Origin of the sequence: Lutibacter profundi (assembly GCF_001543325.1) — a bacterium.
GTDB classification, from domain to species: domain Bacteria; phylum Bacteroidota; class Bacteroidia; order Flavobacteriales; family Flavobacteriaceae; genus Lutibacter; species Lutibacter profundi.
Window position 1 is genome coordinate 335,974 of sequence record NZ_CP013355.1, and the last position, 26,147, is coordinate 362,120.

At 29.5% G+C, this 26,147-nt stretch carries 20 protein-coding genes and 1 other RNA gene; 11 read left to right on the forward strand and 10 right to left on the reverse strand.

Annotated elements, in window-relative coordinates:
• Positions 1-15: 15 nt before the first annotated feature.
• From Lupro_RS01515 to Lupro_RS01530, 4 genes are all read left to right on the forward strand, one after another.
• Positions 16-534 carry a nucleotide exchange factor GrpE gene (locus Lupro_RS01515; RefSeq protein WP_068211324.1) on the forward strand — a complete coding sequence of 173 codons (519 nt, stop codon included), beginning with the start codon at positions 16-18 and terminating at the stop codon, positions 532-534.
• 11 nt (positions 535-545) lie between these two features.
• Positions 546-1,667, forward strand: a complete 1,122-nt coding sequence (gene dnaJ / locus Lupro_RS01520; protein ID WP_068205731.1) for a molecular chaperone DnaJ — start codon at positions 546-548, stop codon at positions 1,665-1,667.
• Positions 1,668-1,827: 160 nt separating this feature from the next.
• An RNA gene (rnpB, locus tag Lupro_RS01525) (RNase P RNA component class A) lies at positions 1,828-2,127 on the forward strand.
• A 172-nt stretch (positions 2,128-2,299) separates the two neighbouring features.
• Positions 2,300-4,561, forward strand: coding sequence for an aconitate hydratase (locus tag Lupro_RS01530; protein ID WP_068205732.1), 2,262 nt, complete (start codon positions 2,300-2,302; stop codon positions 4,559-4,561).
• 121 nt (positions 4,562-4,682) lie between these two features.
• Here the strand turns inward: Lupro_RS01530 and Lupro_RS01535 are convergent, their stop codons facing one another.
• Together Lupro_RS01535 and Lupro_RS01540 are read right to left on the reverse strand one after the other, a co-directional pair.
• Complete coding sequence (locus tag Lupro_RS01535) at positions 4,683-5,111, reverse strand: energy transducer TonB (RefSeq protein WP_068205733.1); 429 nt, start codon at positions 5,109-5,111, stop codon at positions 4,683-4,685.
• Positions 5,112-5,308: 197 nt separating this feature from the next.
• Complete coding sequence (locus Lupro_RS01540) at positions 5,309-8,191, reverse strand: TonB-dependent receptor (protein WP_068205734.1); 2,883 nt, start codon at positions 8,189-8,191, stop codon at positions 5,309-5,311.
• Positions 8,192-8,416: 225 nt separating this feature from the next.
• Between Lupro_RS01540 and Lupro_RS01545 the strand changes: the two genes are divergently transcribed.
• The gene (locus Lupro_RS01545; RefSeq protein ID WP_068205735.1) at positions 8,417-8,974 is read left to right on the forward strand and encodes a TlpA family protein disulfide reductase; all 558 of its coding nucleotides are present in this window, start codon (positions 8,417-8,419) and stop codon (positions 8,972-8,974) included.
• Positions 8,975-9,325: 351 nt separating this feature from the next.
• On the opposite strand, the gene Lupro_RS01550 is transcribed toward Lupro_RS01545, so the two are convergent.
• The 7 genes from Lupro_RS01550 to Lupro_RS01580 all read right to left on the reverse strand — a co-directional run bounded on the left by Lupro_RS01550 (position 9,326) and on the right by Lupro_RS01580 (position 18,356).
• Entirely contained in the window at positions 9,326-10,513 is a 1,188-nt protein-coding gene (locus Lupro_RS01550) for an aspartate aminotransferase family protein (RefSeq protein ID WP_068205736.1), read from the reverse strand.
• A complete protein-coding gene (locus Lupro_RS01555) occupies positions 10,510-12,048 on the reverse strand; it encodes an OstA-like protein (protein WP_082703836.1) in 1,539 nt (512 codons plus the stop codon). The genes Lupro_RS01550 and Lupro_RS01555 overlap by 4 nt, the downstream gene beginning before the upstream one ends.
• A 164-nt stretch (positions 12,049-12,212) precedes the next feature.
• Complete coding sequence (locus tag Lupro_RS01560) at positions 12,213-13,484, reverse strand: adenylosuccinate synthase (protein ID WP_068211329.1); 1,272 nt, start codon at positions 13,482-13,484, stop codon at positions 12,213-12,215.
• A gap of 13 nt (positions 13,485-13,497) precedes the next feature.
• A complete protein-coding gene (locus Lupro_RS01565; RefSeq protein ID WP_068205737.1) occupies positions 13,498-13,941 on the reverse strand; it encodes a Fur family transcriptional regulator in 444 nt (147 codons plus the stop codon).
• Positions 13,942-14,045: 104 nt separating this feature from the next.
• The gene (locus Lupro_RS01570; RefSeq protein WP_068205738.1) at positions 14,046-16,265 is read right to left on the reverse strand and encodes a RelA/SpoT family protein; all 2,220 of its coding nucleotides are present in this window, start codon (positions 16,263-16,265) and stop codon (positions 14,046-14,048) included.
• Positions 16,266-16,309: 44 nt separating this feature from the next.
• Entirely contained in the window at positions 16,310-17,542 is a 1,233-nt protein-coding gene (locus tag Lupro_RS01575; protein ID WP_068205739.1) for a M48 family metallopeptidase, read from the reverse strand.
• A gap of 10 nt (positions 17,543-17,552) precedes the next feature.
• Positions 17,553-18,356 carry a TrmH family RNA methyltransferase gene (locus tag Lupro_RS01580; RefSeq protein ID WP_068205740.1) on the reverse strand — a complete coding sequence of 268 codons (804 nt, stop codon included), beginning with the start codon at positions 18,354-18,356 and terminating at the stop codon, positions 17,553-17,555.
• Between the two features lie 407 nt (positions 18,357-18,763).
• On the opposite strand from Lupro_RS01580, the gene Lupro_RS01585 reads away from it, so the two are divergent.
• The 4 genes from Lupro_RS01585 (at position 18,764) to Lupro_RS01600 (ending at position 23,689) form a co-directional block, all read left to right on the forward strand.
• Entirely contained in the window at positions 18,764-19,960 is a 1,197-nt protein-coding gene (locus Lupro_RS01585) for an IS4 family transposase (protein ID WP_068205741.1), read from the forward strand.
• 638 nt (positions 19,961-20,598) lie between these two features.
• A complete protein-coding gene (gene typA, locus Lupro_RS01590) occupies positions 20,599-22,368 on the forward strand; it encodes a translational GTPase TypA (RefSeq protein ID WP_068205742.1) in 1,770 nt (589 codons plus the stop codon).
• Positions 22,369-22,556: 188 nt separating this feature from the next.
• A complete protein-coding gene (locus Lupro_RS01595; protein ID WP_068205743.1) occupies positions 22,557-23,162 on the forward strand; it encodes a DUF2202 domain-containing protein in 606 nt (201 codons plus the stop codon).
• A 35-nt stretch (positions 23,163-23,197) separates the two neighbouring features.
• Positions 23,198-23,689, forward strand: coding sequence for a c-type cytochrome (locus Lupro_RS01600; RefSeq protein WP_068205744.1), 492 nt, complete (start codon positions 23,198-23,200; stop codon positions 23,687-23,689).
• Positions 23,690-23,772: 83 nt separating this feature from the next.
• Here the strand turns inward: Lupro_RS01600 and Lupro_RS01605 are convergent, their stop codons facing one another.
• Entirely contained in the window at positions 23,773-24,168 is a 396-nt protein-coding gene (locus tag Lupro_RS01605) for a NifB/NifX family molybdenum-iron cluster-binding protein (protein ID WP_144439089.1), read from the reverse strand.
• A 451-nt stretch (positions 24,169-24,619) separates the two neighbouring features.
• On the opposite strand from Lupro_RS01605, the gene Lupro_RS01610 reads away from it, so the two are divergent.
• A complete protein-coding gene (locus tag Lupro_RS01610; protein ID WP_068205746.1) occupies positions 24,620-25,066 on the forward strand; it encodes a MarR family winged helix-turn-helix transcriptional regulator in 447 nt (148 codons plus the stop codon).
• Between the two features lie 566 nt (positions 25,067-25,632).
• Positions 25,633-26,130: a CAP domain-containing protein gene (locus Lupro_RS01615; protein ID WP_068205747.1), complete on the forward strand. Its 498-nt coding sequence runs from the start codon at positions 25,633-25,635 to the stop codon at positions 26,128-26,130.
• The last annotated feature ends 17 nt before the right edge of the window (positions 26,131-26,147 follow it).

Genomic DNA, 26,147 nt, shown 5'->3' on the forward strand with positions numbered 1-26,147 from the left:
TTTAAGCTAAAAATTATGAGTAAAAAGGAAGATAATCTAAAGGATAAAGACAAAGATAGAAAAGAGCAAGAAACTCAAGAAATTAGTGTTGAAGAGCAACTGAAAGAAGAAATAACAAAAGAAAAAGATAAGTTTTTGCGTTTGTTTGCTGAATTTGAAAATTATAAAAAACGTACATCAAAAGAACGAATAGAACTGTTTAAAACAGCCAATGAAGATTTGATGGCTGCTCTTTTGCCAATTTTAGATGATTTTGACAGAGGTTTAGCAGAAATTAAAAAAGTTAAGGAAAAAGAACTTTTAAAAGGAATGGAGCTAATTAATAATAAACTTTTTAATCTTCTCCTTCAAAAAGGACTAAGTCCTATTCAAGTAAAAAAAGGAGATGTTTTTGATGTAGAACTCCATGAAGCAATTACTCAACTACCTGCACCTTCAGAAGATTTAAAAGGAAAAATAATTGATGTAATAGAACAAGGCTACAAACTAGGAGATAAAGTAATTAGATATCCAAAGGTAATAGTAGGTCAATAATTAAAGTAAGTATGAAGATAGATTATTACGAAGTTTTACGTATTACAAAAACTGCAACACAAGCAGAAATAAAGAAAGCTTATAGAAAAAAGGCAATAAAATATCATCCAGATAAAAATCCAGGAGATAAAGAAGCCGAAGAAAAATTTAAACAAGCAGCCGAGGCTTATGAAGTTTTAAGTGATGAAAACAAAAGAGCTAAATATGATCGCTTTGGTCATGCGGCTTTTGAAAATGGAGGAGCTGGAGCCGGTGGTTTTGGTGGAGGAATGAATATGGAAGATATCTTTAGTCAGTTTGGAGATATTTTTGGTGGAGCATTTGGAGGTAGCGGTTTTGGAGGACATTCAAGAGGTAGAGCAAGAGTAAAAGGAAGTAATTTAAGAATTAGAGTAAAGTTAACTTTAGAAGAAATTGCAAAAGGTGTTGAGAAAAAAGTAAAAGTTCGCAGAAAAGTAAAAGCTTCAGGAGTAACATTCAAAACATGTTCAAGTTGTAACGGTGCCGGTCAAGTAATGCGTGTTACAAACACTATTTTGGGTCGTATGCAAACTGCAACTACCTGTCCTACATGTCAGGGAGCAGGAGAAATTTTAGATTCAAAGCCAAAAGGAGCAGATAGTAATGGATTAGAATTTAAAGAAGAAACCGTTTCTATAAAAATACCACCAGGTGTTACTGAAGGTGTGCAGCTAAAAGTAAATGGCAAGGGAAATGCAGCACCTGGAAATAATTCAATTGATGGTGATTTAATAGTGGTTATTGAAGAAATTAAGCATGATACTTTAAAACGAGAGGGAACAAATTTACATTTCGATTTGTATATTAATTTATCTGAAGCTGTTTTAGGTACAAGTAAACATATTGATACAGTTTCAGGAAAAGTAAAAATAAAAATAGAGCCAGGAACTCAGTCTGGAAAAATACTGAGGTTAAGAGGTAAAGGTTTACCAAGTATAGACCATTACGGTACAGGAGACTTGTTAATACATACAAATGTTTGGACTCCTCAAAACCTTACAAAAGAACAAAAAATGTTTTTTGAAAAAATGAAAAATGATGAAAATTTTGAACCAAACCCTTCAAAATTTGATAAATCTTTTTTTGAAAAAGTAAAAGATATGTTTTCGTAAAAAAAAACAAAAAAAATTATTTATTTTAAAAAAAATAAATATATTTGACAAAGTTTATTAGTGAAATATCTAATAACACTTTTTCTTTTTCATAGCAATTTTCCCACTCATACTGTGAGTGGGTTTTTTTTAATCTATTTTTAACGTACTTTTGCAAAATTAAGTAGGTCGTCTTATCGCTCCATTCTAATGGAGAGGAAAGTCCGGACACCAAAGAGTAGTGTAGCGGATAACATCCGTCCAACGTGAGTTGAGGACAAGTGCAACAGAAAGCAAGTACAGTTCGGCTGTAGTGAAACCAGGTAAACTCTATGCGGTGAAATGCTACGTATATTGAAATTTTAGGGTTACTCGCTCTATTTCAAGGGGTAGGCAGCTTGAGCTATAAAGTAATTTATAGCCTAGATAAATGATAAGAACTTTTTAAGTACAAAATCCGGCTTATAGACCTACTTAATTTTATTAAATTCTTAAAAAACAGGGTAATTTACCCTTGTTAATTTGTATTTTTCAAAAAAATAGCTCTTATTTATATTTATATCTATAAAAATATGATAGGTATTGATAATTTTATAATTTAAAACATCATTTTTTGTAACTTCGCGTAATAAAATAATTAAATAAAAATAGATATGGCTTTTGATATTGAAATGATTAAAGGTGTGTATAATCGCATGGCTGAAAGAGTTGATTCTGCAAGAAAAGTAGTTAATAAACCCTTAACATTAGCTGAAAAAATATTATACAATCACCTTTGGGAAGGTAATGCAAATAGTGCCTTTAAAAGAGGTAAAGATTATGTTAATTTTGCTCCAGATAGAATTGCTTGTCAAGATGCAACTGCACAAATGGCTTTGTTGCAGTTTATGCAAGCAGGAAAAAATAAAGTTGCAGTACCTACAACCGTACATTGTGACCATTTAATTCAGGCAAAAATAGGAGCAGATAAAGATTTACAAACTGCACTAAATAATAGTAGTGAAGTATTTAACTTTTTAGCTTCTGTATCAAATAAATACGGTATTGGGTTTTGGAAACCAGGAGCAGGAATTATACATCAAGTTGTACTAGAAAATTATGCATTTCCTGGAGGAATGATGATTGGTACAGATTCTCATACAGTAAATGCTGGCGGTTTAGGAATGGTTGCTATTGGTGTTGGAGGTGCTGATGCTGTAGATGTAATGGCTGGGATGCCTTGGGAATTAAAATTTCCAAAAATGATAGGCGTAAAATTAACAGGAAAATTATCAGGCTGGAGTGCTCCAAAAGATGTAATTCTAAAAGTAGCAGGTATTTTAACTACTAAAGGAGGTACAGGATGCATTGTCGAATACTTTGGAGAGGGGGCAAAATCTATATCTGCAACAGGTAAAGGTACTATTTGTAACATGGGAGCTGAAATAGGAGCAACTACTTCAACTTTTGGTTATGATGAATCAATGGAACGTTATTTAAGAGCTACAAACCGAAATGAAGTTGCTGATGAAGCAAATAAAATTGCTTCATATTTAACAGGTGATGAAGAAGTTTATGAAAACCCAGAGCAGTATTTTGATCAAGTAATTGAAATTAATTTAACAGATTTAAAACCTCATTTAAATGGCCCTTTTACACCAGATTTAACGACGGAAGTTGGTGAAATGACTGAAAAAGCGACTAAAAATGGATGGCCATTAAAAGTAGAGTGGGGATTGATAGGTTCTTGTACTAACTCTTCTTATGAAGATTTATCACGAGCGGCCTCAATTGCTAAGCAAGCTATTGATAAAAAATTAGTTGCAAAAGCTGAGTTTGGCATAAATCCAGGTTCAGAACAAGTTAGATATACAGCTGAACGTGATGGATTATTAAAAATATTTGAAGATTTAGATGCGAAAATTTTCACCAATGCTTGTGGACCTTGTATTGGGCAATGGGCTAGAGAAGGGGCTGATAAGCAAGAAAAAAATACCATAGTTCACTCTTTTAATCGTAATTTTTCTAAAAGAGCAGATGGAAACCCAAATACACATGCTTTTGTAGCTTCTCCATCAATGGTGGCAGCAGTTGCAATCTCTGGGCGATTAGATTTCAATCCAATCACTGATACATTAATCAATCAAAATGGAGAAGAAGTTTTATTAGATGAACCAACAGGTTTTGAATTGCCTCCAAAAGGTTTTGAAGTAGATGATCCAGGATATGTACCTCCAATAGAAGACGGTTCAAAGATTGATATTAATGTAGCTCCTGATTCTAAACGTTTACAGTTGTTAACTCCATTTACACCGTTAGGAAATGATATTAAAGGTGCTAAGTTGCTGATAAAAGCCTATGGCAAATGTACTACAGATCATATTTCTATGGCTGGACCTTGGTTGAGATATAGAGGACATTTAGATAATATTTCAAATAATATGCTTATTGGAGCAATAAATGCTTTTAATAAAGAAACTAACAAAGTTAAGAATCAGTTAACTGGGGAGTATGGACCAGTACCTGATGTTGCTAGAGCATATAAAGCAGCAGGAATTAAATCTATTGTAGTTGGGGATCACAATTATGGTGAAGGATCTTCTCGAGAGCATGCTGCTATGGAGCCTCGTCATTTAGGTGTTGCTGCAGTTATTGTAAAATCATTTGCGCGTATTCATGAAACCAATTTAAAGAAGCAAGGGATGTTAGGATTAACATTTGCAAATGAATTGGATTATGATTTAATTCAAGAAGATGACACTTTTAACTTTTTAGATTTAAATGAATTTGCACCAGGTAAACAATTGACTTTAGAAATTATACACACTGATGGAAGTAAAGATATTATTAAGTTAAATCACACTTACAATGCGGGGCAAATAGAGTGGTATAAAGAAGGTTCTGCATTAAATTTGATTAAAAAGCAAAACGATTAAAAAAAATAAAGTGAAATTATAAAAATAGAATAACTTTAAAGAGGGGTTTTTTACTCCTCTTTTTTTATTTTAAAAACTCATTAATTTAGATTTTTAAAGATATACAGTAAATTATAAACGGTTAGTTTCTAAAAAATAGAATAGGTAAATTAAGTAAAGTGCTTGTAGCCTTACCATTTTTTAAAGCAGGTTTCCAATTAGGCATATTAATAACAACTCTTTTAGCTTCTTTATTTAGAATTTTGTTAACACCTTTAACAATTGCTACATTAGAAATTCTTCCATTTTTTTCAATTTTAAAGCAAACAATAACTTTCCCTCTAGAACTTGAATTTTCTGAATTTCTTGGATATCTAATATTTTTACTTAAATATTTAGCTAATTCTTCATGGCCACCTGGAAACTGAGGTTGGGAATTTATTTTTGTTGAAACTAAATTTAATTCAGAAGTCTTAAATTCCACATTATCATCTATTGAAGCTAGCGTGTTTTGTGCATTTGTTTGTGCAATTAAAAGTATTAGAAATAATGTAGCTGAAATAATTTTCATTTTATGCATATTTAATAATTAGATTTTTAAAAATTCTAATTATAGTTGTTAAATTAATTACTACAAAATTCGCTAATATTTCCATTACCTGATATGATAAATATCACACCATTTTTTATTTTAAATAATATTCACAAAAGAAAACCCGAAAAGAATTAATTCTTTTCGGGTTTTAAAATTATCTTTTTTAGATATTTTTATTTTAGTACAAAATTTAATCTTGCAAAAAGGAAACGTCCACCAATACCAAATTGTTGTGCTCTTCTTGACCAATCAAATCTACCACTACTTCTATTTGTTCCTCCATCAGAGAATGCTAAAGCAGCTCTATCTGGATAAATATCAAACAAGTTGTTAGCACCAACAGTAATAGTTAAAACTTCTGTTGCTTTGTAACCAAAAGATAAATCTGTAACCACTTTAGTTCCAAACACTTGTTGTCTAAGAACATTATTTGTTGCTTCAGTTACTTCACCGAAATAAACATTTCTTAAGAAAATATTATATTTATCTGTTGTTAAACTATGTGATAAATTAATTTTTGTACGAGGTACAGCTTCTTCTAAGTAAACTCTACTTGCCTCATCAAAATAAGTATCAACTTTACCTGCAGCTATTAAAACATCAGATGCTTTTACATTACCAACACGTTTTGTGTTAGAGAAAGTAGCAGCCAAGTCTGTTTTTAATTTAGTACTACCACCCAACATTGCATCATGAGTAATTACAACATCTAAACCTTTTGATTCAGTATCTATTGCGTTTGCAAAGAATGCAGCGGCTCCAGCATTTGCTTGTGCTAATAAGTTATCTAACTCAGTACCTGTTCCAGGGCCAGTAAATCTACCCGTGTATACAACTCTATCATCAATACCAATCCAGTAACCATCAACAGTAAATGTTAAATTTGCGTCAGGTAATTTAGATGTAAATCCTAAACTTAAAGATCTAGAAGTTTCTTCTTTTAATTGAGGAATACCTAATAATTTTGCAGCTCTACTGTCATTAGCAAATGTTCCAACTTCAATTGGATCACCATTTTGATCAAAAATTGTTGAAGTAGAGTTAAAGTTTAATTGGTGTAATGAAGGAGCTCTAAAACCAGTGTTAAATGCAGCTCTAATATTTGTGTTTTCAGTAGCTTTAATTCTAGTTGCTACTTTAAAGTTTAATGTAGAACCAAAATCAGAATAGTCTTCATATCTAGTAGCTAAACTTACTAAAAAGTTTTCAGTAACATCAGCTTCCATATCTAAATAACCAGCAACACTACTTCTACCACGAGATAACTCATTAGCAGGGCTAAATCCTGGGAATACTTGAGATCCACCTGGTCTAGCTCTATCAAAGAAATCTACTGAAGGATTTTGTGAAGGTAAAGTAATTACCTGTCCATCAGCTGTATATTGAGCATAAGAACCCAACTCACCAGCGTATATTTCATAAGTTTCAACTCTATACTCTGCTCCAAAAGCTACGTTAAAACCAGACATTGTATCTTCATAAAATTTACTAATATCTAAATTTGTAGTGTTTTGGGCAAATGAGAATCCACCAGCATCAAAAGTTGTTGGAGATGCACTTTGCATAGAAGCATTAAATGTATTTCCTATAGTATACAAGAATTCGTTTTTACCGTAAGTATTACTAAAATCTACATCCCAATCAGAAACTTTACCCTTTATTCCAACAGAAAAAGATTTATCAGTAATTGCTGAATTAATTTCAGGTAAAAAACCATTGATATAAGCAGGTGTATATGTTCTATTTTGACTAGGAAGTCTGTAAAAACCTGCAGAATTACCAACTCTAGAACTAACTCCAGCAAAAGAGTAAAGTTCAGTACCATCATCATTTAGAGGTAATGAGAAGTTTGCAAAGAAACGACCACCACGTAAAGCAGATTGACCAACTCTCATATTAAAATCACTTCTGGTTAATCCACGTGCAGTTAATTCTGCAGTAGTATTATCAGCAGATAATATACTTTGTAGGTCAGCTTTTGTAGCATTAAGAGGTAGGCCTAATCCTGCAGCATTACCATATTGAATTACGTCAGAAACGTCATCATCTAATAAATTAGTAATATCGTATCCAGCATTGTCTGCAACTCTTTCAACAGTATTATAAAGGTTGAAAATTCCACCTTCAAATTCTTTCATTCTACTGTATTCATCTCTAACATCAAAATCACCAGTAAAGTTAATAAATCCACCTTTGTCTCCTAGTTGTAAACCATAGTTAGCACTTATGTTTGTTGTGTTACCATCGCTACCTCCAGTTTGATCATTTGAATTTTTTGAAAAATAGGCACCATTAGTAACATTTACAGTTAATTCATTGGTACTTCTTTTTAATACAATATTAATTACACCAGCAATGGCATCAGAACCATATTGTGCTGCTGCACCATCACGTAAAACTTCAATACGTTCAATTGAAGCAGCTGGTATAGCATTTAAATCTGTACCAACACTACCACGACCGAATGTTCCATTTACATTAACTAATGAAGAAGTATGCCTTCTTTTACCGTTAATTAAAACTAATACTTGATCTGGACCTAAACCTCTCAAAGAAGCAGGATCAATATGGTCAGTACCATCAGAAATAGTTTGTGTGTTTGATGTAAATGAAGGGGCCACATAATTTAAAATTTGATTTAAATTAATTTGTGGTCCAGCTGTAAGAAGCTCTGTCACATCAATAACATCAACTGGTACTGCAGTATCTACAGCTGTTCTGTTTGGATTTCTAGATCCAACAACAACAACTTCATTCAAAGAAACTCCAGAAACTAAGACAACGTTAAATGTTCTAGTTCCATCCATTTGTAATTTCTTTTCATTAAATCCAACGTATGAAAAAATAAGATTTTCACTGGACTCAACTTTAATAGAGAATTTTCCATCAAAATCAGTAGTAGTTCCCCTTGATGTTCCTTCAATAGTAACAGTAACCCCTGGTAATGGCTGACTATTGGAGTCAGTAACCGTTCCTGTAACTTGATACGATTGCGCATAAATTGCCATCGTAAAAAGCGATAAAATCGCTAAAATAAATTGTCTTTTTTGTTTCATGTATTTTGATTTATGTTAATTAATTCGCCAATATATAACAAAAATTTAACATTTGACGGGTAGTAATGTATCATTTATTACATATTAGTATGTGAAAATGTATATTTAGTATCAAATATATTCAATATTTTTTATTAAGTCATTAATAACGTGTAAATTATTTAATTTAGTTATTTTTGCATACAAAATAAATTTATTTTTTTTTAGAATGCTAAATGTTTATGTATGAACAAATTATTAAATAAAAAAACGATATCTAATATTATTTTTGGTATTGCGGTTGTATTATTATTGTATCCTCCAACGCGAGAGTGGGGTATGAGGCAACTTGCTTTTGCCCCTACCATTAAAAATAACAAAAAAGCTGAATTTGTTAAATCTTACGACTGGAATTTGAGGGGTCTAAATACAAAAGATATTAATTTAAGCGCATTTAAAGGGAAAATTATTTTTGTTAATTTTTGGGCAACATGGTGTCCTCCTTGTAGGGCTGAAATGCCAATGATTCAAAAGTTATATAATGATTATAAAGATAAGGTTACCTTTATATTTGTAACAAATGAGGATTGGAAAACAGTTGAAACTTTTTTTAATAAGAGAGCGTTTAATTTACCTGCTTATAACTCAATAAGCACACCTCCAGAGATATTTTTAAAAACGAATAGTATTCCGGCAACTTATTTAGTTAATAAAAACGGTGCTATTTTGATTTCCAAAACTGGTGCTGCCGATTGGAATAGTAGTAAAGTAAGGAATTTATTAGACGATTTATTATCAAAATAAAACCTATTGATTTTAATTACTTTATACCTATAGGTTAGAGTTCTATTTTTTATAAATCAAATGTTTAATTTAAATACTTGTTAATAACCATATCTCCTAAATTTATTCCATTGTAATCTTTTGGTATTTGTAAAGTTAATAAAAGATATTTTTTTTCTGTTTTGTTGCGGTAAGTTTAAATTTAAAATAGTCATAATAAATAGTATTTAAATATGTTAGTTTTACATGTATGACGCTTAACAATTTATTTTGTTACGCTATTATGTATAACAAGGTACTATATTAATATTTATTTAACTAAACTTTTTATAATTAAAGAAGGGAGAGATTTTTCATGTATTGAAATAGATGCTAAGATTTAACCAAAAGTTCATTTAAAGTCTCAAGGATTATAGTACAACCTTTGGTTATTTCATCATTAGATATTGTTAGGGGAGGTGTTATTCTAATAGCTTTTCCTTCAAACAATAGCCAAAACAATAACAATCCTTTTTCAAGGCTATTTAAAATTACTTTTGAGGCAATTTCCTCGGTCTTAACAATTATAGCCAACATTAAACCTTTACCTCTAATTTCTGTTATTAAAGGATGTATTAATAATTTCCGAATTAATTTTTCTTTATGAAGAGTTTCTTTAATAAGATTTGAATTAAGTAATTCAATTAATGTTGCATTAGCTGCTGATGCAATTACAGGGTGACCACCAAAAGTAGTAATATGACCTAGTTTTGGATGTGTTTTTAGGCAACTCATAATTTTGTTTGAAGATATAAAAGCACCAATTGGCATTCCTCCTCCCAAGCCTTTTCCCGCAACAATAATATGGGGGATAACATTGTAATTCTCAAAGCCAAATAATTTACCGGTTCTTCCAATTCCAGTTTGTATTTCATCTAAAATAAGTAAGGCACCAACCTCATCACATTTTTCCTTTACTTTTTTTAAATAATTATTTTTAGGTTCAATAAAACCTGCACCACCTTGAATGGTTTCCAAAATTACAGCAGCAGTTTTAGAAGTTATTTTCTGAATATCAATTACGTTATTAAATTCAATAAATTTAATGCCTGGTATTAAAGGTCTAAATGCACTATTTTGTAATTCAAATCCGCAAACACTCATAGCGCCTTGGGTATTGCCATGATATGAGTTTTTAGCAGCTATTATTTCACTTCTACCAGTATATCTTTTAGCTAGCTTTAAGGCACCTTCAGTTGCTTCTGTCCCAGAATTAGTAAGGTATACTGTTTCTAATGGTTTAGGTAAATTTTTAGCGAGTAACTTTGCAAGATTAACTTGTGGCTGTTGAATAAACTCTCCATACACCATAACATGTGTATATTTTTCAACTTGCTCTTTTATTGCTTGTATTATTTTAGGATGGTTGTGCCCTAATGTATTTGCTGAAACACCAGCTATAAAATCTAAATATGATTTGCCATTAGTATCATATATAAAGCTTTCATTGGCATGGGATATTTCAATGGCCAATGGATGATTGGAAGTTTGTGCTTGATATTTAAAGAAATCTTCTTTCAATTTTTTTCTAAATCTTTCTTTTTAGTTGTTATTATTTTATGAATAAAAATGTCTTCTTTTGTTAAAGGTTGCTCATCTTCTCTCCACTTAAATCCTTTAAATAATTTTTCATTGGGATTTAATTTTTCAAATTCAGAAGGAGGATACGTTTTACCTTCAATCATGTCGTAGTATTCAATAAAACTAAATTCGTTATTTTCTAATCCTATAAAAATATTTTTGCTACATTTTTTCTTGTCAATACCTATAAGTTTTTGATTTTCATCTCTTAGAAATAAAATAGATTCACTATTTCCAATAACTTTTAAGGATTTCAAATCGTTGTTTTTAAATTTACCATACATATATTTACCCTTTAATTGACTAAAGCCGCTAGAATCTTTTTTAATCATAAATGCATTGTTTAAAATTTTTAAAGAGTCAAGTTTCTCAGTTTTTAAGTTCGAGATTAAATAAATAGTATCGCCTGTTATTTGATTACCTTCAGCCCATAAAATAGGATTTTTAAATAATTTAGTAATTCCTAATTTTTCATTTGAAACCAGAGAGTCACATTTCCCTTGCAAATCTGATTTAAAAAATTTAACACGATTAAAAGTTCTTATAATACGGTCATTAACTTTGCCTGTAACCATAATTGTATCTCCATGAATATAAAGTGAATCTTTTTCCATTTTAGAAATTGCCACAGCTCTTTTTGTTATGAATAGAGAATCTTTTAGTTTGAAAATCTCAGCGTAACCTCCTTTAATTACGGTATTGTTTACAGTATCAACAACTTTTATGTTTCCTGTTGCAGAAGCAAAATCAATATTTTTATCGTAGTATAAGCTATCTCCTTTGATTGTTCTATCTCCATAAAAAATCTTTGATTTTTTTAAAAAATAGGAAATGTTTGTTTTTGAATTATGATGCCCTCTTTCAGTATAAATAGAGTTTTCTTCACTTGTAATGGTTGATGGGCCATACAGTTCGGCAATACCTGTATCGGTATAATAATCTAAATGATTTGAGACTAGTTTACTATCCTTATTAACAACATCAACATCAGTAAAAGCCTGAAATTTATTAGTTTTCAAATAATAATTACCAATTTTACTTGTTAAAACGTTGGTGGTATCTTTAATTGTGCCTCCACTTTTATAAAATAAATGTTGGAGAATTCTATCAAACCTTAGCGTATCAGTTCTTAACTCCATAAATTCATCTTTTAAAAATACATTTCCCCAAGAGGTCGCTATTTTTTTATTACCATCATAATCAGTGTATTTACTATATTGAATTATAGTATCACCTTGATTGATGATTACATTCCCCATTGCTTTTATTAATTTTTGTTCTTGATAAATGTAAGCTTTATCACAGCGCAATGTTGCGCCTTCATGTTCAATAAAAACGTTCCCTAACGATATTGTAGCTCCAGGAAATTCAGGTTTAACAAATGTATTATCAGCATGTATAATTTTAATTTTTTTTGACTGGGAATATGCAATAATACTAGATAGTATAAAAAATATATGTAGTAATTTTTTCAAACTTTTTTTTATTTGTTACAAAACTAATGAAAAAGTAATAAGGGAAGTTATAAAAGTGAGTTAAAAAAAACGTCATTATAAAGTGAGGAAAAGATAAAAAAAACTGTTTAACTACAGTAATATTGTTTCATCTTATTTATAATGACGCTTTGCCATCTTATTGTTTATCTTATAATCGTTTGTTTTCTGTCAGGGCCAACAGAAACAATTTTAACAGGAACTTTTACAAAATCTTCTATAAATTGAATATATTCAATCAATTCTTTTGGTAGGGTATTAGCAGTAGTCATAGATGTTATATCCTCTTTCCATCCTTTAAATTCTTTGTATATTGGAGTTACATTATGTTTTTCAATATTGTAAGGAAAGTGCTTAATGTTGTTTCCCTTGTAGTTATATGAAGTACAAATTTTTAGCTTTTCAAAGCCAGAGAGCACATCTCCTTTCATCATCATTAATTGAGTAACGCCATTAATTTCAACGGCATATTTTAAAGCAACCAAATCTAGCCAGCCACACCTACGAGGGCGACCTGTTGTAGCACCAAATTCATGACCAATTTTTGCCATGTTTTTTCCATCTTCATCAAATAATTCTGTAGGGAAAGGACCAGAGCCTACACGTGTAACATAAGCTTTAAAAATACCAAATACTTCACCAATTTTATTAGGGGCAACACCTAAACCTGTACAGGCACCTGCAGCAGTTGTGGTTGAAGATGTTACAAAAGGGTAAGTACCAAAATCAATATCTAAAAGTGAGCCTTGAGCACCTTCAGCTAATATAGTTTTTTTATTTCTTATAGCATTATTTAGATATTCCTCACTATCAATAAAAGTTAATTGTTTTAAAACTTTTATTGCTTCAAAGAATTCAGTTTCAAGTTCATTTAAATCATATTGAATATCAACATCAAAGAAATTTAACATTTTAAGATGTTTCTTTGCTAATAATTGGTATTTTTCTTTCCAATTATCCAATTCTAGGTCACCAACTCTTATGCCATTTCTACCAGTTTTGTCCATATATGTTGGACCAATACCTTTTAAAGTAGATCCAATTTTTGCTTTACCCTTAGCAGTTTCACTAGCTGCATCGAGTAGGCGGTGTGTTGGTAAAATTAAATGTGCTTTTCTAGATATGAGTAATTTATTTTTAAAATCTAGCTTAAATGAAGATAGATTGTCTAATTCTTTTTTGAAAATAACAGGATCAATTACAACACCATTACCAACAATATTTATCGCATTTTTATGAAAAATACCTGAAGGAATAGTGTGTAAAACATGTTTATGACCGTTAAATATTAAGGTGTGTCCGGCATTTGGACCGCCTTGAAATCTAGCAATAATATCATAATTAGAGGTAAGAACATCAACAATTTTACCCTTTCCTTCATCTCCCCATTGTAGTCCTAATAATAAGTTTACATTCATTTTACTTAATGTGTTAGTTGTTTTTTGTTTTTTTTGTTCCGTAGAAATAAAGGGAATGGTTGTGAATATCAATATTAAAAGTTTCTTCTATTGTTTTTTTAATTATTTGAATTCTAGGATCACAAAATTCCAGCACTTCGTGTGTATCTGTTAAAATAATATGGTCATGTTGTTTATCGAAGTACGATTTTTCATAATGTGCTTGGTTTTGTCCAAATTGATGTTTTCTAACGAGTCCAGAATCTAGAAGTAATTCTATGGTATTGTATAGTGTTGCTCTACTTACTCTATAATTTTTATTTTTCATTTGAATATAAAGAGATTCTATATCAAAGTGATGATCTAAATCATAAATTTCTTGTAGAATAGCAAATCTTTCAGGAGTTTTTCTATGGCTGTTTTCTTCTAAAAATTTAATAAAAACATTTTTAACAATTTTTTGATTTTCAATACTCATAAAAATAATATTTGAGTTGCCAGTCTATTGTAGCAAAGTTAATTTTTATTTTTTAATATAGTAAATGTCACTTGTATATTTATTAACTTTAATTGTGAATAAAATTAATGTTTATAAATTCTTTTAACAGTATCAATTCCTTCAATTTTCTTTATGCTATCACTTAATTTTTGAAGTTGAGATTGATTTTGAACACTTACTGTTATATCACCTTCAAAAATACCATCATGACCTGAAATATTTAATCCATGAATATTAACATTCATGTTTTTTGAGATAATTTGAGTTATTTCGTTGACCATACCTACGTGATCTGCTCCATAAATTTTCAAAATTGCTTTAAATTCTTGTTTGGTTGAGTCAATCCATTTAGCCTTAATTATTCTATAGGCGTAATTAGATTGCAAGCTTATAGCATTTGGACAATCTTTTTTATGTATTTTAATTCCATCGTTTATGGTAATAAATCCAAATACTTTATCACCAGGAATAGGGCTACAGCACGGAGATGTTTTATAATCTAATTGTTCTTCTTCTTTCCCAAAAACTAAGGAGTCATATTTGTCAATAATTTCTTCATTATCAATAGTTGCAGATTTATTAGGGTTACGTTTTATCCTATTTTTAAAGAAACTAACAAAAGCATTGTTACGTTTGGAAATAAAATCTTTAAGTTGATTATTGTCAATAGAACCATTACCCATTCTATAAAATAAATCTAAGCTTGTTTTTAATTTAAAATAGCTTACTAATTCGTTTATAACTTTTTCGGATAGTTTAATTTTTAAATGTCGAAGTTTTCGAGTTAAAACTTCTTTACCTTCTTCAGCAATTTTCTTCTGATCTTCTTTTAATATATTTTTTATACGAGTTCTAGCCCTAGCTGTAACAACAAAATCTAACCAACCAATATTTGGTTTTTGATTTTTGGATGTTATAATTTCAACTTGGTCTCCACTTTTTAATTGATGACTAATTGGCTTTAATTTCCCATTAATTTTTGCACCCCTACAATGCATTCCAACTTGTGTGTGAATTGCAAAAGCAAAATCCAACGCAGTTGCATTTTTAGGCAGTGCTTTTAAGTCTCCATCAGGTGTAAAAACAAAAATTTCTTTTGCATACAAATTTAATTTGAAATCTTCAACAAAATCAATAGCATTTCCATCAGGATTTTCAAGACTTTCTTTAATTCTGTTTAGCCAATCATCTAAACCACTATCCCGTTCATTCTGATTTTTATATTTGTAATGAGCAGCATACCCCTTTTCTGCAATTTCATTCATTCTTTCCGATCGAATTTGTACCTCAACCCATTTTCCTTTTGGTCCCATAACAGTAATATGGAGTGATTCATAACCAGTAGACTTGGGCTGGCTAATCCAATCTCTTAACCTACTAGGGTTAGGAATGAAATTATCGGTTACAATAGAATAAATTTTCCAAGCATCAAATTTTTCATTCTTTAATGTTGATTGATAAATTATTCTAATCGCAAATTTGTCGTAAATTTCATCATAAGTAACTCCTTGCGTAAGCATTTTTTTTCGAATAGAGTAAATGGACTTTCTTCTACCTTTTATATAATATTTAAAGCCTTCTTTGTCTAATGATTCTTTAATAATATTTGAAAAAGATTCAATGTACTTATTTTGTTCTTCAGTACTTTGTGTAATTTTTTCGGCAATATCATTATAAACTTCAGGTTCAGTATATTTTAGTCCAAGGTTTTCAAGTTCAGATTTAATGTTGTAAAGCCCAAGTCTATGCGCAAGAGGAGCGTAAATATACAGGGTTTCTGAAGCTATTTTTATTTGTTTATCAGCAGGCATTGCATCCATAGTTTGCATATTGTGTAACCTGTCTGCAATTTTTATTAAAATAACACGTACATCATCACTTAAAGTCAATAGCATTTTCCTAAAATTCTCAGCTTGAATAGATGAGTTTTTATCTTTCTTTAAGTGAGAAATTTTGGTTAATCCATTTACAATTCTTGCAACATTTTCACCAAATAAACGTTCAATATCCTCAATGGTATATTCAGTATCTTCAACAACATCATGTAATAATGCGGCAATAATTGAAGTAGTGTCTAAACCAATTTCGTATGCAACAATTTTGGCTACAGCAATAGGGTGAAATATATAAGGCTCACCAGTTTTTCTGCGTTGGTTACTGTGAGCTTCAAGAGAAATATCAAATGCTTTACGGATCTCTTTTTTATCAGCACTAGTAAAAGTTTGATAAGCTCCTTTTAGCAAATCTTTATATCTCCTCGCTATTTCCTTATTTTCTTCTTCTGAACTTAAGTTATATGCCATAGTTTAAAAATAGTATTTTAAAATTGACTTTCAAATAGAAAAGTTTATTTTTTTAAGTTTAAAATTCGTTGTAGTAACGTTGGGTGAGAATAATGAATTTTTACATACAAATTGCTAGGAGTTAAATTACTTAGACTGTTTTTCGATATTTTTTTTAACGATGAAATTAAATATTCTGGATTGAAATTTTCTTTTGCATAATTATCAGCTTGATATTCAAATTTTCTAGATAAAGCATTCATAAGTAAATTAGCTATTTCAGAGATAGGGCTGTATAAAATTACAAAAGCTATTAATCCAATATGAAAACTTGGAGTTTGAACATTCAATGCTTGAGATAGGGTTAAATTACCAACTAATAGAGATAAAATATATAGAGTTAAACCTGTTATACTAATTGATAAAATTAGGTTGTATATAATGTGTTTTCTTTTGTAATGTCCTACTTCGTGAGCTAAAACGGCAACAATCTCGTTTGTGTCTAAATCATTTATAAGAGTGTCAAATAATGTAATTCGTTTTTGTGAACCAAATCCCGAAAAATAGGCATTTGCTTTTGTTGAGCGTTTTGAACCATCTATCACAAAAATATTATCTAATTTGAATCCTATTTTTTTTGCAAAATTTTCAATAGCATTTTTTAATTCTCCTTCTTCAAGAGGTTTTTGTTTATTAAAAATAGGAACTACTAATTTGGAATAAAATAAATTTATAAAAATGGTAAAAATTGTAATTACACCCCAAGTATAAATCCAAAAATTTGTAGTTGTTAGTTCATAAAACCAAGTAATAAGAGATATTAATCCTCCTCCAATAATTAACAGCATAAACCATCCTTTAAATTTATCGAATACAAATGTTTTAATTGAAGTTTTATTAAATCCAAATTTATCTTCAATTACAAATGTTTTGTAATATGAAAAAGGAATCGCTAAAATGTCACTTGCAAAAAAAATAATTCCAAAAAAAACTAAGGTAATTACTATGGTATTGTTAGACACGCTCCTTGCTAGTTCGTCAACAAATTTAAATCCATCTAGAAAAAAAAACAATAATGTAGTTAAAACGGAGAATAGACTAGAAATTAGTGAAAATTGATAATTTTCTTTTTTATACTTTTGAGATTTTAAATATTCACGTTCGTTATAAATTCCTTTTAATTCTTCAGGAATGGGATCATTAAAATGCTTTGAATTTTGAGCATTAATATAGGTATCAAATAGAAATTTAATTAGAATGATAGCTATTAAAATATAAAATAGTATTTGTGGATTCATGAAGTGTATATTATAAATTTCGTTGTCTTACGGCTTCAAAGATAATAATTGCGGCACTAACTGATACATTCATTGAATCAATAGCTCCACGCATTGGAATTAGTATATTTTGCGTGCTATTTTGAAGCCATTCATTAGAGAGGCCTGTTGATTCAGTACCAACAACTATTGCTGATGCTTTTTTGTAATTTATAGTTTGATATGCTACAGAAGCGGTTAAAGCAGCACTATATATATGTATGTTATTTTCTTTCAAAAAAGATATAATTTCTGAAGTTGTTCCTGTAGCAATGGTTGTGGTAAATACGCAACCAACACTTGAGCGAATTATATTTGGATTGTAAATGTCTGTTTTTGGATTAGCAATAAAAACGGCATCAACTCCAGCAGCATCTGCAGTGCGTAAAAGTGCTCCAATATTTCCTGGCTTTTCAGGAGCTTCTGCGATTAAAATTAAAGGATTTTCACTTTTTAATTGAATAGAACTTAAAGATAAATTTTTACTTTTTGCAATAGCTAAAACACCTTCGGTAGAATCTCTTATGGCTAATTTTTTATAGATATCTTTAGAAATTTCAATAATTTCAATAGTTGAATTTACGTTGTTTAATAATTTTTCAATTTCTTTATTGTTACTAACTGACGAAGCAATTAAAATTGTTTTAATTTGATAGTCTCCACGAATAGCCAAAGCAATTTCGCGAAATCCCTCAATTAAAAAAGTATTTGTTTTTTTTCTAAGACGAGATTTTTCTTTTAACTGAACAAGTTCTTTAATGTATGAATTTTGTGGACTTGTTATTTGTTTATACATACTTAATTAAATAAGGTGACAAAGATACAAATAATTAAAATTTTAAATAAAGTAGGTCTTCTAAAAAGTAATTTTTAGGCGATTTTTTTTTGAATATTTATCATCCAATTTTTCATATTGATTATTCATCTAAAATTGCAATAAGAAAAAAGTAAACTCTCTATAGAGTGTTAAATTATACTTTTTAAGGTTATACGCCATTGCAATTAGCACTATTCCTATGTTTACTTTACCATACGGATAGGACTTTTTGCGTTGCGTCCGTTATTTAAACAATAGTTGTTTACTAATTCATCGTAAATAAAATAAAATAAATATTAGTGTCCGATAAACATTTTTAAAAGCAGGATTTCCATTTTGGATTTCCTGCTTTATTTATATCTTGATTTTTACTACAAAATTGAGATATGAACAAAAGTACACACTTTAGCGGAACTCCCATAATTAAACAAATTTTAAAGTATATCCCACAAGAAGATATTACTCGGACAGCCAAAACCTATAATAGCGACAGATATTATAAAAAGTTCAAAACCTACGACCATTTAGTCACGATGCTATATGCCACAATGAGCGGAGTATCCTCACTTAGAGAGTTGTCGACCGTTTTATTAGCCTGTGAAGGACGTATCAGTCATTTAAACCTAAAACATTTTCCAAAACGAAGTACATTATCAGATGCCAACAGGAAGAGAACCAGTGAAGTCTTTGGCGCAATTTATTCAAAACTATTGCAACGCTATGCTCCGTTTTTATCGGACAGCAGTCCATTAAAACCAACAATAAAGAATTTAAAAATTGTAGATTCTACCACAATCAGCCTATTTAGTGATATTTTAAAAGGAGTTGGTCGTAATCCTCTTAATGGCAAAAAGAAAGGAGGTATCAAGATGCACACAATGATAAATGCTTTGGAAGATGTACCTTGTCTGATACGTTTTAGCAGTGCTGCTACTCACGACCACACCTTTTTAAAAGAGTTAAATTTAGAGAAAGATTCTTTTGTAGTTTTTGATAAAGCATACAATGATTATCTCCAATATTTAGAGTGGACTTTAAATGATATTTACTTTGTAACTCGCCAAAAAGACAATGCTGTCTATAAAAGCATTAAAGAATTTGATTTAGCAGACAAAACAAGTGATGCAGTGCTAAAAGATGAACTTATATTGATAAAAAAAGACGATACATCTATTCAAATAAGAAGAGTTGCTTATTGGGATGCTACACAAGAAAAAGTGTATGAGTTTATCACCAATAATGTAGAAATATCTCCAGACCAAGTAGCCGATATATACAAACACAGATGGCAGATTGAAACAATGTTTAAAAGACTTAAGCAGAACTTCCCTCTTAAATATTTTCTTGGAGATAATCAAAATGCAATAGAAATTCAGATATGGTCAGCATTAATTATTCAACTCATTATACTAGTTATTCAACGAAAAATCAAACGGAAATGGGCATATTCAAATATGATTTCTGTGATGAGATTTCATCTGATGACCTACATTGATCTGTTTAAATTTCTCGAAAATCCAAACAAACAATGGTGGGAACTAACATCTAAACCTCCAGATATACAACTGCAACTTTTTAAGTAAGACACCTTGCTAAATCAAAAAGAAAAATATAAAGCGTATTTATTGGGATCAAAGATGGGTTTAATTAAAATTCGTAGTTTTATCGGACACTAATGTAAAATAAAATAAAATCAATTCATTGATTTTTCTAAGAAGATTATCTTTCGGTACAATTAAATCCTATAAATCAGAATACGCACTTAATTGAATTTTTTACTACTGGAATAACATACTTAGGGATTTGTTAATCAATATAAAATAGGTAAAAAAAGGAGTGAAAATAATACGGTTATCACTCCTTTTTATTCAACTTTTTAAGATGCTTTTCAGTTCACTTCTTTTCAGACAGCCTCTTTTTAGTAGGTAATTTACGATTCCAAAAAGAGTGTGACTTAAAAATTATTTTTTCTTATCAGATCTCATCAAGAGAAAAAGCGCCACCACTAATCCCAAAAATATCAAAAACATAAAGGCAGCACCAATGATACCCCAATTCCAATTAAATAATGCTATGCTGTTTATTAAATTCATAATATAAAAGTTTTAAAACAAATATAACGAGTAGGTTAGACTTTTTTTATGATATCTATCATTCTTTAACTTTTGTTACAATAAACGAAATAAAACAACTACTTTTGCAGCTTCTAAAAAATAAGAAAATGCAATCTATCAGAAACATAGCAATTATAGCCCACGTAGACCATGGGAAAACTACTTTGGTTGATAAAATTATTGATCAAGCTCATATATTAGATGAGCGTAAGGTTAGAACAGATTTATTATTAGATAATAATGATTTGGAACGAGAACGTGGTATTACTATTCTATCTAAAAATGTTTCAATCATTTATAAAGGTGTAAAAATTAATATTATAGATACACCAGGTCACGCAGATTTTGGAGGAGAAGTAGAGCGAGTATTAAAAATGGCTGACGGAGTATTATTATTAGTTGATGCATTTGAAGGCCCAATGCCTCAAACTCGTTTTGTTTTAGGTAAAGCATTAGAATTAGGATTAAAACCCATTGTTGTTATAAATAAAGTAGATAAACAGAACTGTACTCCAGATATTGTTCATGAAAAAGTATTTGATTTAATGTTCGCTTTGGATGCAACAGAAGATCAATTAGAGTTTGATACTATTTATGGTTCTGCTAAACAGGGTTGGATGAGTACTGATTGGAAAAATGAAACAGATAACATAGTTCCTTTATTAGATTCAATTTTAAAAAACATACCTGAAGCTCCATACTATGAAGGAACTCCTCAAATGCAAATTACATCGTTAGATTTCACATCTTTTGTTGGACGTATTGCTATTGGACGTGTTTTTAGAGGTGATTTGGTTGAAGGTAAAGATTATATGTTATGCAAATCTGATGGAAGTTTTAAAAAAGTTAGAATTAAGGAATTACATACTTTTGAAGGATTAGGTAAAGACAGGGCAACTAAAGTTAGAAGTGGAGATATTTGCGCTATAACTGGGATTGAAGGATTTGAAATTGGAGATACTATTGCTGATTTAGAAAATCCAGAGGTGCTAAAAAGACTAAAAGTGGATGAACCTACAATGAGTATGTTGTTCACAATTAACAACTCTCCTTTTTATGGTAAAGAAGGTAAATATGTAACTTCTAGACATTTAAGAGAAAGGTTGTACAAAGAGACTGAAAAAAATCTCGCTTTGAGAGTTGAAGATACAGACTATGAAGATAAGTTTAATGTTTTTGGTCGTGGAATTTTACATCTATCGGTTTTAATTGAAACAATGCGTAGAGAAGGCTATGAATTACAAGTGGGAAGACCTCAAGTAATTATGAAGGAAATAGATGGCGTTAAATGTGAACCTTATGAAACATTGGTTATTAATGTTCCTGAAGCTTTAGCTAGTAAAGCAATTAACTTAGTTACTATTAGAAAAGGTGATATGTTAGTTATGGAACCAAAAGGAGATATGCAACATTTAGAGTTTGATATTCCTTCGCGTGGTTTAATAGGCTTACGTAACAAAATATTGACAGCAACTCAAGGTGAAGCAATTATAAATCATAGGTTACGTGGATTCGACACTTATAAAGGAGAAATTTCAACTTCTAATAATGGAGCTTTAATCTCTGGAGATACTGGTAAAGCAACCGCTTATTCTATTGATAAATTAGGTGATAGAGGTATTTTCTTTATAGATATTAATCAAGAAATTTACAAAGGACAAGTTGTTGGAGAAAATAATAGACAAGATGATATGTCTATTAATTTAACAAAAGGTAAAAAATTAACAAACGTTCGTAAATCAGGTACAGATACGGCTGTTAATATTGCTCCTAAAAAAGAATTTTCATTAGAAGAATGTATGGAATACATTAAAGATGATGAATATTTGGAAGTTACGCCTTTGAGCTTACGTATGCGTAAAATTTCATACAGATAAATTAAGTAACAATATAAAAAGTTAAAACGCTTCCATTATTTTGGAGGCGTTTTTTTATACAATAATATATAGTTTTGGTTGTAATAAATGTTACTATGTGTGGTAACTTTTATTACAACCTTTTAATTTTTTGGGAATGACTTTTGCTTTTCATTAAAAGTACAAAAGAAATGTAAAAAACTAAAAAAATGAAAAAATTAACTTTATTGGTATTGGCATTAACAGCTTTAATAAGTTGTTCAGATGATGAGAATGATGTAATTACTGAATCAACAACTTTATCTCAGCTAGAAATAGATGACTTGTTATTTTTAAGAGAAGAAGAAAAATTAGCAAGAGACGTTTATCTATTTTCATACGACAAGTATGGAGAAACTATATTTAATAGTATAGCTCAGAGCGAACAACAACATATGAATAGTGTGTTAACATTATTAAATACCTATGGAATTGCTGATCCTGCATCTTCTGAAAGAGGTGTTTTTACAAACCAAGCTTTACAAAGTTTATATGCTGATCTTACTAATCAATCAAATATATCATTTTTAGAAGCTTTAAAAGTAGGTGCAACAATTGAAGATTTAGATCTTAATGATATACATGAAGATGAATCTAACACAACAAAAGAAGCTATTTTAGATGTGTATGAAAAATTGAGTTGTGGTTCTAGAAATCATTTAAGAAGTTACATAAATCAACTTGTTTTAAATGGAGAAAACTATGTTCCACAATTTATTTCATTAGCTGAGTTTACAGAGGTAATTAATAGTGAAAGTGAAAGATGTGGTTATTAAATAAATGTATATTTGTATCAATTAAATAAAAATATATGAAAATAAATAATTTGGCAGTATTAATGCTTACATCAATAGCTTTATTAAGCTGTAACACAACAAAAAAAGAGGAGAAAAAGTTAGAAAATAAAGTTATTTCCAAAGAAATAACAGAAGGATACACTTTATTAAAAAATAATTGCTATGCTTGTCACTCTGTAATTAGTAAATCTCATGATGAAATTATAGCTCCTCCAATGGTAGCTGTTAAAAGAAGATATAAAATGGCATATAATTCAAAAGAAGATTTTGTTAAAGCAATGGTGTCTTGGGCAATTGATCCTAAAGAAGAAAAGGCTTTAATGCGGGGTGCTGTTAGTCAATTTAAAGTAATGCCTAAGCAATTATTTAAAAAAGAGGATTTAACAAAAATAGCTGAGTATATTTACGATAATGAAATTGAACAACCAGCCTGGTTTGAAAGTCATTTTAAAACTATGCACCCTAATGGTATGGGAAGTAAAAAAGGAATGAGAATGAATAATTAATTTACATTTTCAAAAATTTTAGAATAAAAAAGGTCTGAATTTAAATTTTGACCTTTTTCTATTTACATTATATCATAAAATATTTAGTGATGGTGGTGATGATTTCCATCACAGTTACATCCAGACTTGTCATGTGAAATAGGGGACACAGCTTCTAATGTGCCATTAATTAATTTATGAATAGCCTTATCTGGATCTGTTTCTTCAATTTTATAACAAGCTACATTATGATTTGCTAGTTTTTGAATAGCTCCATTTCCAATACCTCTTGTTAGTAATATATCAACATCAAAAAGAACACTACCTTTAGTATTGCCATGAAAAACATTGTGTAAAGACTCTTCTTTAGGTAGTTTTAGTAATTTTTTATGTTCTATAATATTATTATTAATTGTGTAGATCAAAAAATTTGTACACCTTCCAGCGTGTTCAAAAACTGTTTTTCTATTTTGTGCAGTAACAGCTACAATTGTTTTCATTTCTAATAATTTTAGTACAAATCTAGTTTTAATACTTAAATTAATTTGCAACCAAAGTTACTGCAAAATGAATTGTCAGATACTAAAAATCTGATATCAAATGTGCTATTTTAAATGAATAGATTGATACTTATTAACAATTTAAGATTTTATTTTTTTAAAAGCGTTATTTTTTTATTCTCATTAAAATTAATACAGTCATATCTAATTTTTTGAATAAAAACAAATTTAAAAATTACTGTAACCCTTTGAAAATAAGGGTGTATGTAAATTAAATATTGAAATAACAATATTCAATTATATTTTATTTTACGTAAATAACACCTATATAAATGGTTAAAAGTTGAAATTAATTCAAAGTTTTTAACAAAAAAATTTGTTTGTTTTAATAATTGTATATACATTTGACGTATATACGATAGTAGTATAGATAATTGTTGTCCCCCACAAGTTGAATAAAAATGATAAAAAGGATGAGTTAAACTTACCTGAATTTACAATTGAAAATATATTGCAAACAGGTAACTGGATGAATGAAAATTTTTCAGATCATTTAAAACAATACGCTTTATCGATTCAACAATACAAAGTTTTACGTTCTTTAAAAGATTTAAATGGAAAACCTACCGACCTTTTAACTTTGCAGTCTCAAATGGTTAGTAAAAATAGCAATACTACACGTTTGGTTGAAAAATTAAGATTAAAAGGGTTAATCACAAGGCTGCAAAATGAAGAGAATAGGAGGAAAGTAGATATTAATATTACTGAGCTAGGTTTAAATTTATTAGATGAAATAGCTCCAGCTCAATTAAAATTTGAAAAGAGCATTGTAGGTAATTTGTCAAAAAAAGAAATTTTAAGTCTTAATACATTATTAGAAAAAATTAGGAATAAATAAATCAACCCAAGATAAAAGGTTATTTTTTAATTCAAATATTTAACCCCTAAATATTTTGTTTGAAAATAGCTTACAATTAGAATAGTAAGAATGAATAATTAGTAAGAGATTATGAAAAAGTAAATCAACCCTTAGAGGTAGTCACACTGTAGTCACATACTTATAAAGCAGTCCGAAAAGTGCTTTAATAATGTTAGATGGTTAGTAAGAACTTTGTTTCTACCTCTTTTTTTAAAATTAAATTAGTATAAAAAGAATAGATTAACCCAAACGAGCCAAAACCCCAATTTATGATACCAATTGTTATCACTATCACCATGGCTATTATGTTCTATAATAGCAAGTTTCAAAATAGAAAGAACATTTCTAAACGTTTGAAACATTTATATGCAATAATTTTAGCTGATTTAAGCAATTTTTCAAGTGAAAAATTAGCTGAACCTATGTGCATAGTTAAAAGCAGTCGCAGCATAATTATCAAACCACACCATTCCCACAACGGTTAGTAAGAAGGTAATAGTTGCGACTGTATTTTAAATGTATAACCCCTAAAACCCCAAACTAGCATGAAAACAATTCATTTTAAACTAGTATTAATTATTATAATTAGTAGTACTGTACTAGCCTCGTGTGCTAAAGAAGATGATGGTATTTATTTTAATGAAGTAAATGAAATTAAGGTTTCTTATTCAAAGATAGAGTTAGAAATACTAGACTTAGTAAATAAACACAGAAATTCAATAGGATTAGAGTCTTTAAATAAACTTGATGTAATTTCATCTGTAGCACGAAGCCACACATCTTATATGGTTGAAACTGGAAATGTTAATCATTTTAACTTTTCAAAAAGGCAAGAAAATTTGGTAGTTAATGCAAATGCAAAAACCGTTGGCGAGAATGTAGCATATGGATTTAATTCATCACAAGGTGTTGTAGAAGCATGGTTAAAAAGTGAAAGCCATAGAGCTTTAATAGAGAGTGATAGTTATACTCACTTTGGAATTTCTACAGAAAAAAATGCAGATGGAAGAAATTATTTTACACAAATGTTTATAAAACGTTAATTAAAAAATATAAATCA

Coding starts and splice junctions, on each gene's coding strand:
- Lupro_RS01600 (WP_068205744.1), top strand. CDS start 23,198: ATGAAAATAAATAATTTGGCAGTATTAATGCTTACATCAATAGCTTTA.
- Lupro_RS01535 (WP_068205733.1), bottom strand. CDS start 5,111: ATGAAAATTATTTCAGCTACATTATTTCTAATACTTTTAATTGCACAA.
- dnaJ (WP_068205731.1), top strand. CDS start 546: ATGAAGATAGATTATTACGAAGTTTTACGTATTACAAAAACTGCAACA.
- Lupro_RS01615 (WP_068205747.1), top strand. CDS start 25,633: ATGAAAACAATTCATTTTAAACTAGTATTAATTATTATAATTAGTAGT.
- Lupro_RS01560 (WP_068211329.1), bottom strand. CDS start 13,484: ATGAATGTAAACTTATTATTAGGACTACAATGGGGAGATGAAGGAAAG.
- Lupro_RS01570 (WP_068205738.1), bottom strand. CDS start 16,265: ATGGCATATAACTTAAGTTCAGAAGAAGAAAATAAGGAAATAGCGAGG.
- Lupro_RS01545 (WP_068205735.1), top strand. CDS start 8,417: ATGAACAAATTATTAAATAAAAAAACGATATCTAATATTATTTTTGGT.
- Lupro_RS01605 (WP_144439089.1), bottom strand. CDS start 24,168: ATGAAAACAATTGTAGCTGTTACTGCACAAAATAGAAAAACAGTTTTT.
- Lupro_RS01585 (WP_068205741.1), top strand. CDS start 18,764: ATGAACAAAAGTACACACTTTAGCGGAACTCCCATAATTAAACAAATT.
- Lupro_RS01540 (WP_068205734.1), bottom strand. CDS start 8,191: ATGAAACAAAAAAGACAATTTATTTTAGCGATTTTATCGCTTTTTACG.
- Lupro_RS01530 (WP_068205732.1), top strand. CDS start 2,300: ATGGCTTTTGATATTGAAATGATTAAAGGTGTGTATAATCGCATGGCT.
- Lupro_RS01565 (WP_068205737.1), bottom strand. CDS start 13,941: ATGAGTATTGAAAATCAAAAAATTGTTAAAAATGTTTTTATTAAATTT.
- Lupro_RS01515 (WP_068211324.1), top strand. CDS start 16: ATGAGTAAAAAGGAAGATAATCTAAAGGATAAAGACAAAGATAGAAAA.
- typA (WP_068205742.1), top strand. CDS start 20,599: ATGCAATCTATCAGAAACATAGCAATTATAGCCCACGTAGACCATGGG.
- Lupro_RS01595 (WP_068205743.1), top strand. CDS start 22,557: ATGAAAAAATTAACTTTATTGGTATTGGCATTAACAGCTTTAATAAGT.
- Lupro_RS01575 (WP_068205739.1), bottom strand. CDS start 17,542: ATGAATCCACAAATACTATTTTATATTTTAATAGCTATCATTCTAATT.
- Lupro_RS01580 (WP_068205740.1), bottom strand. CDS start 18,356: ATGTATAAACAAATAACAAGTCCACAAAATTCATACATTAAAGAACTT.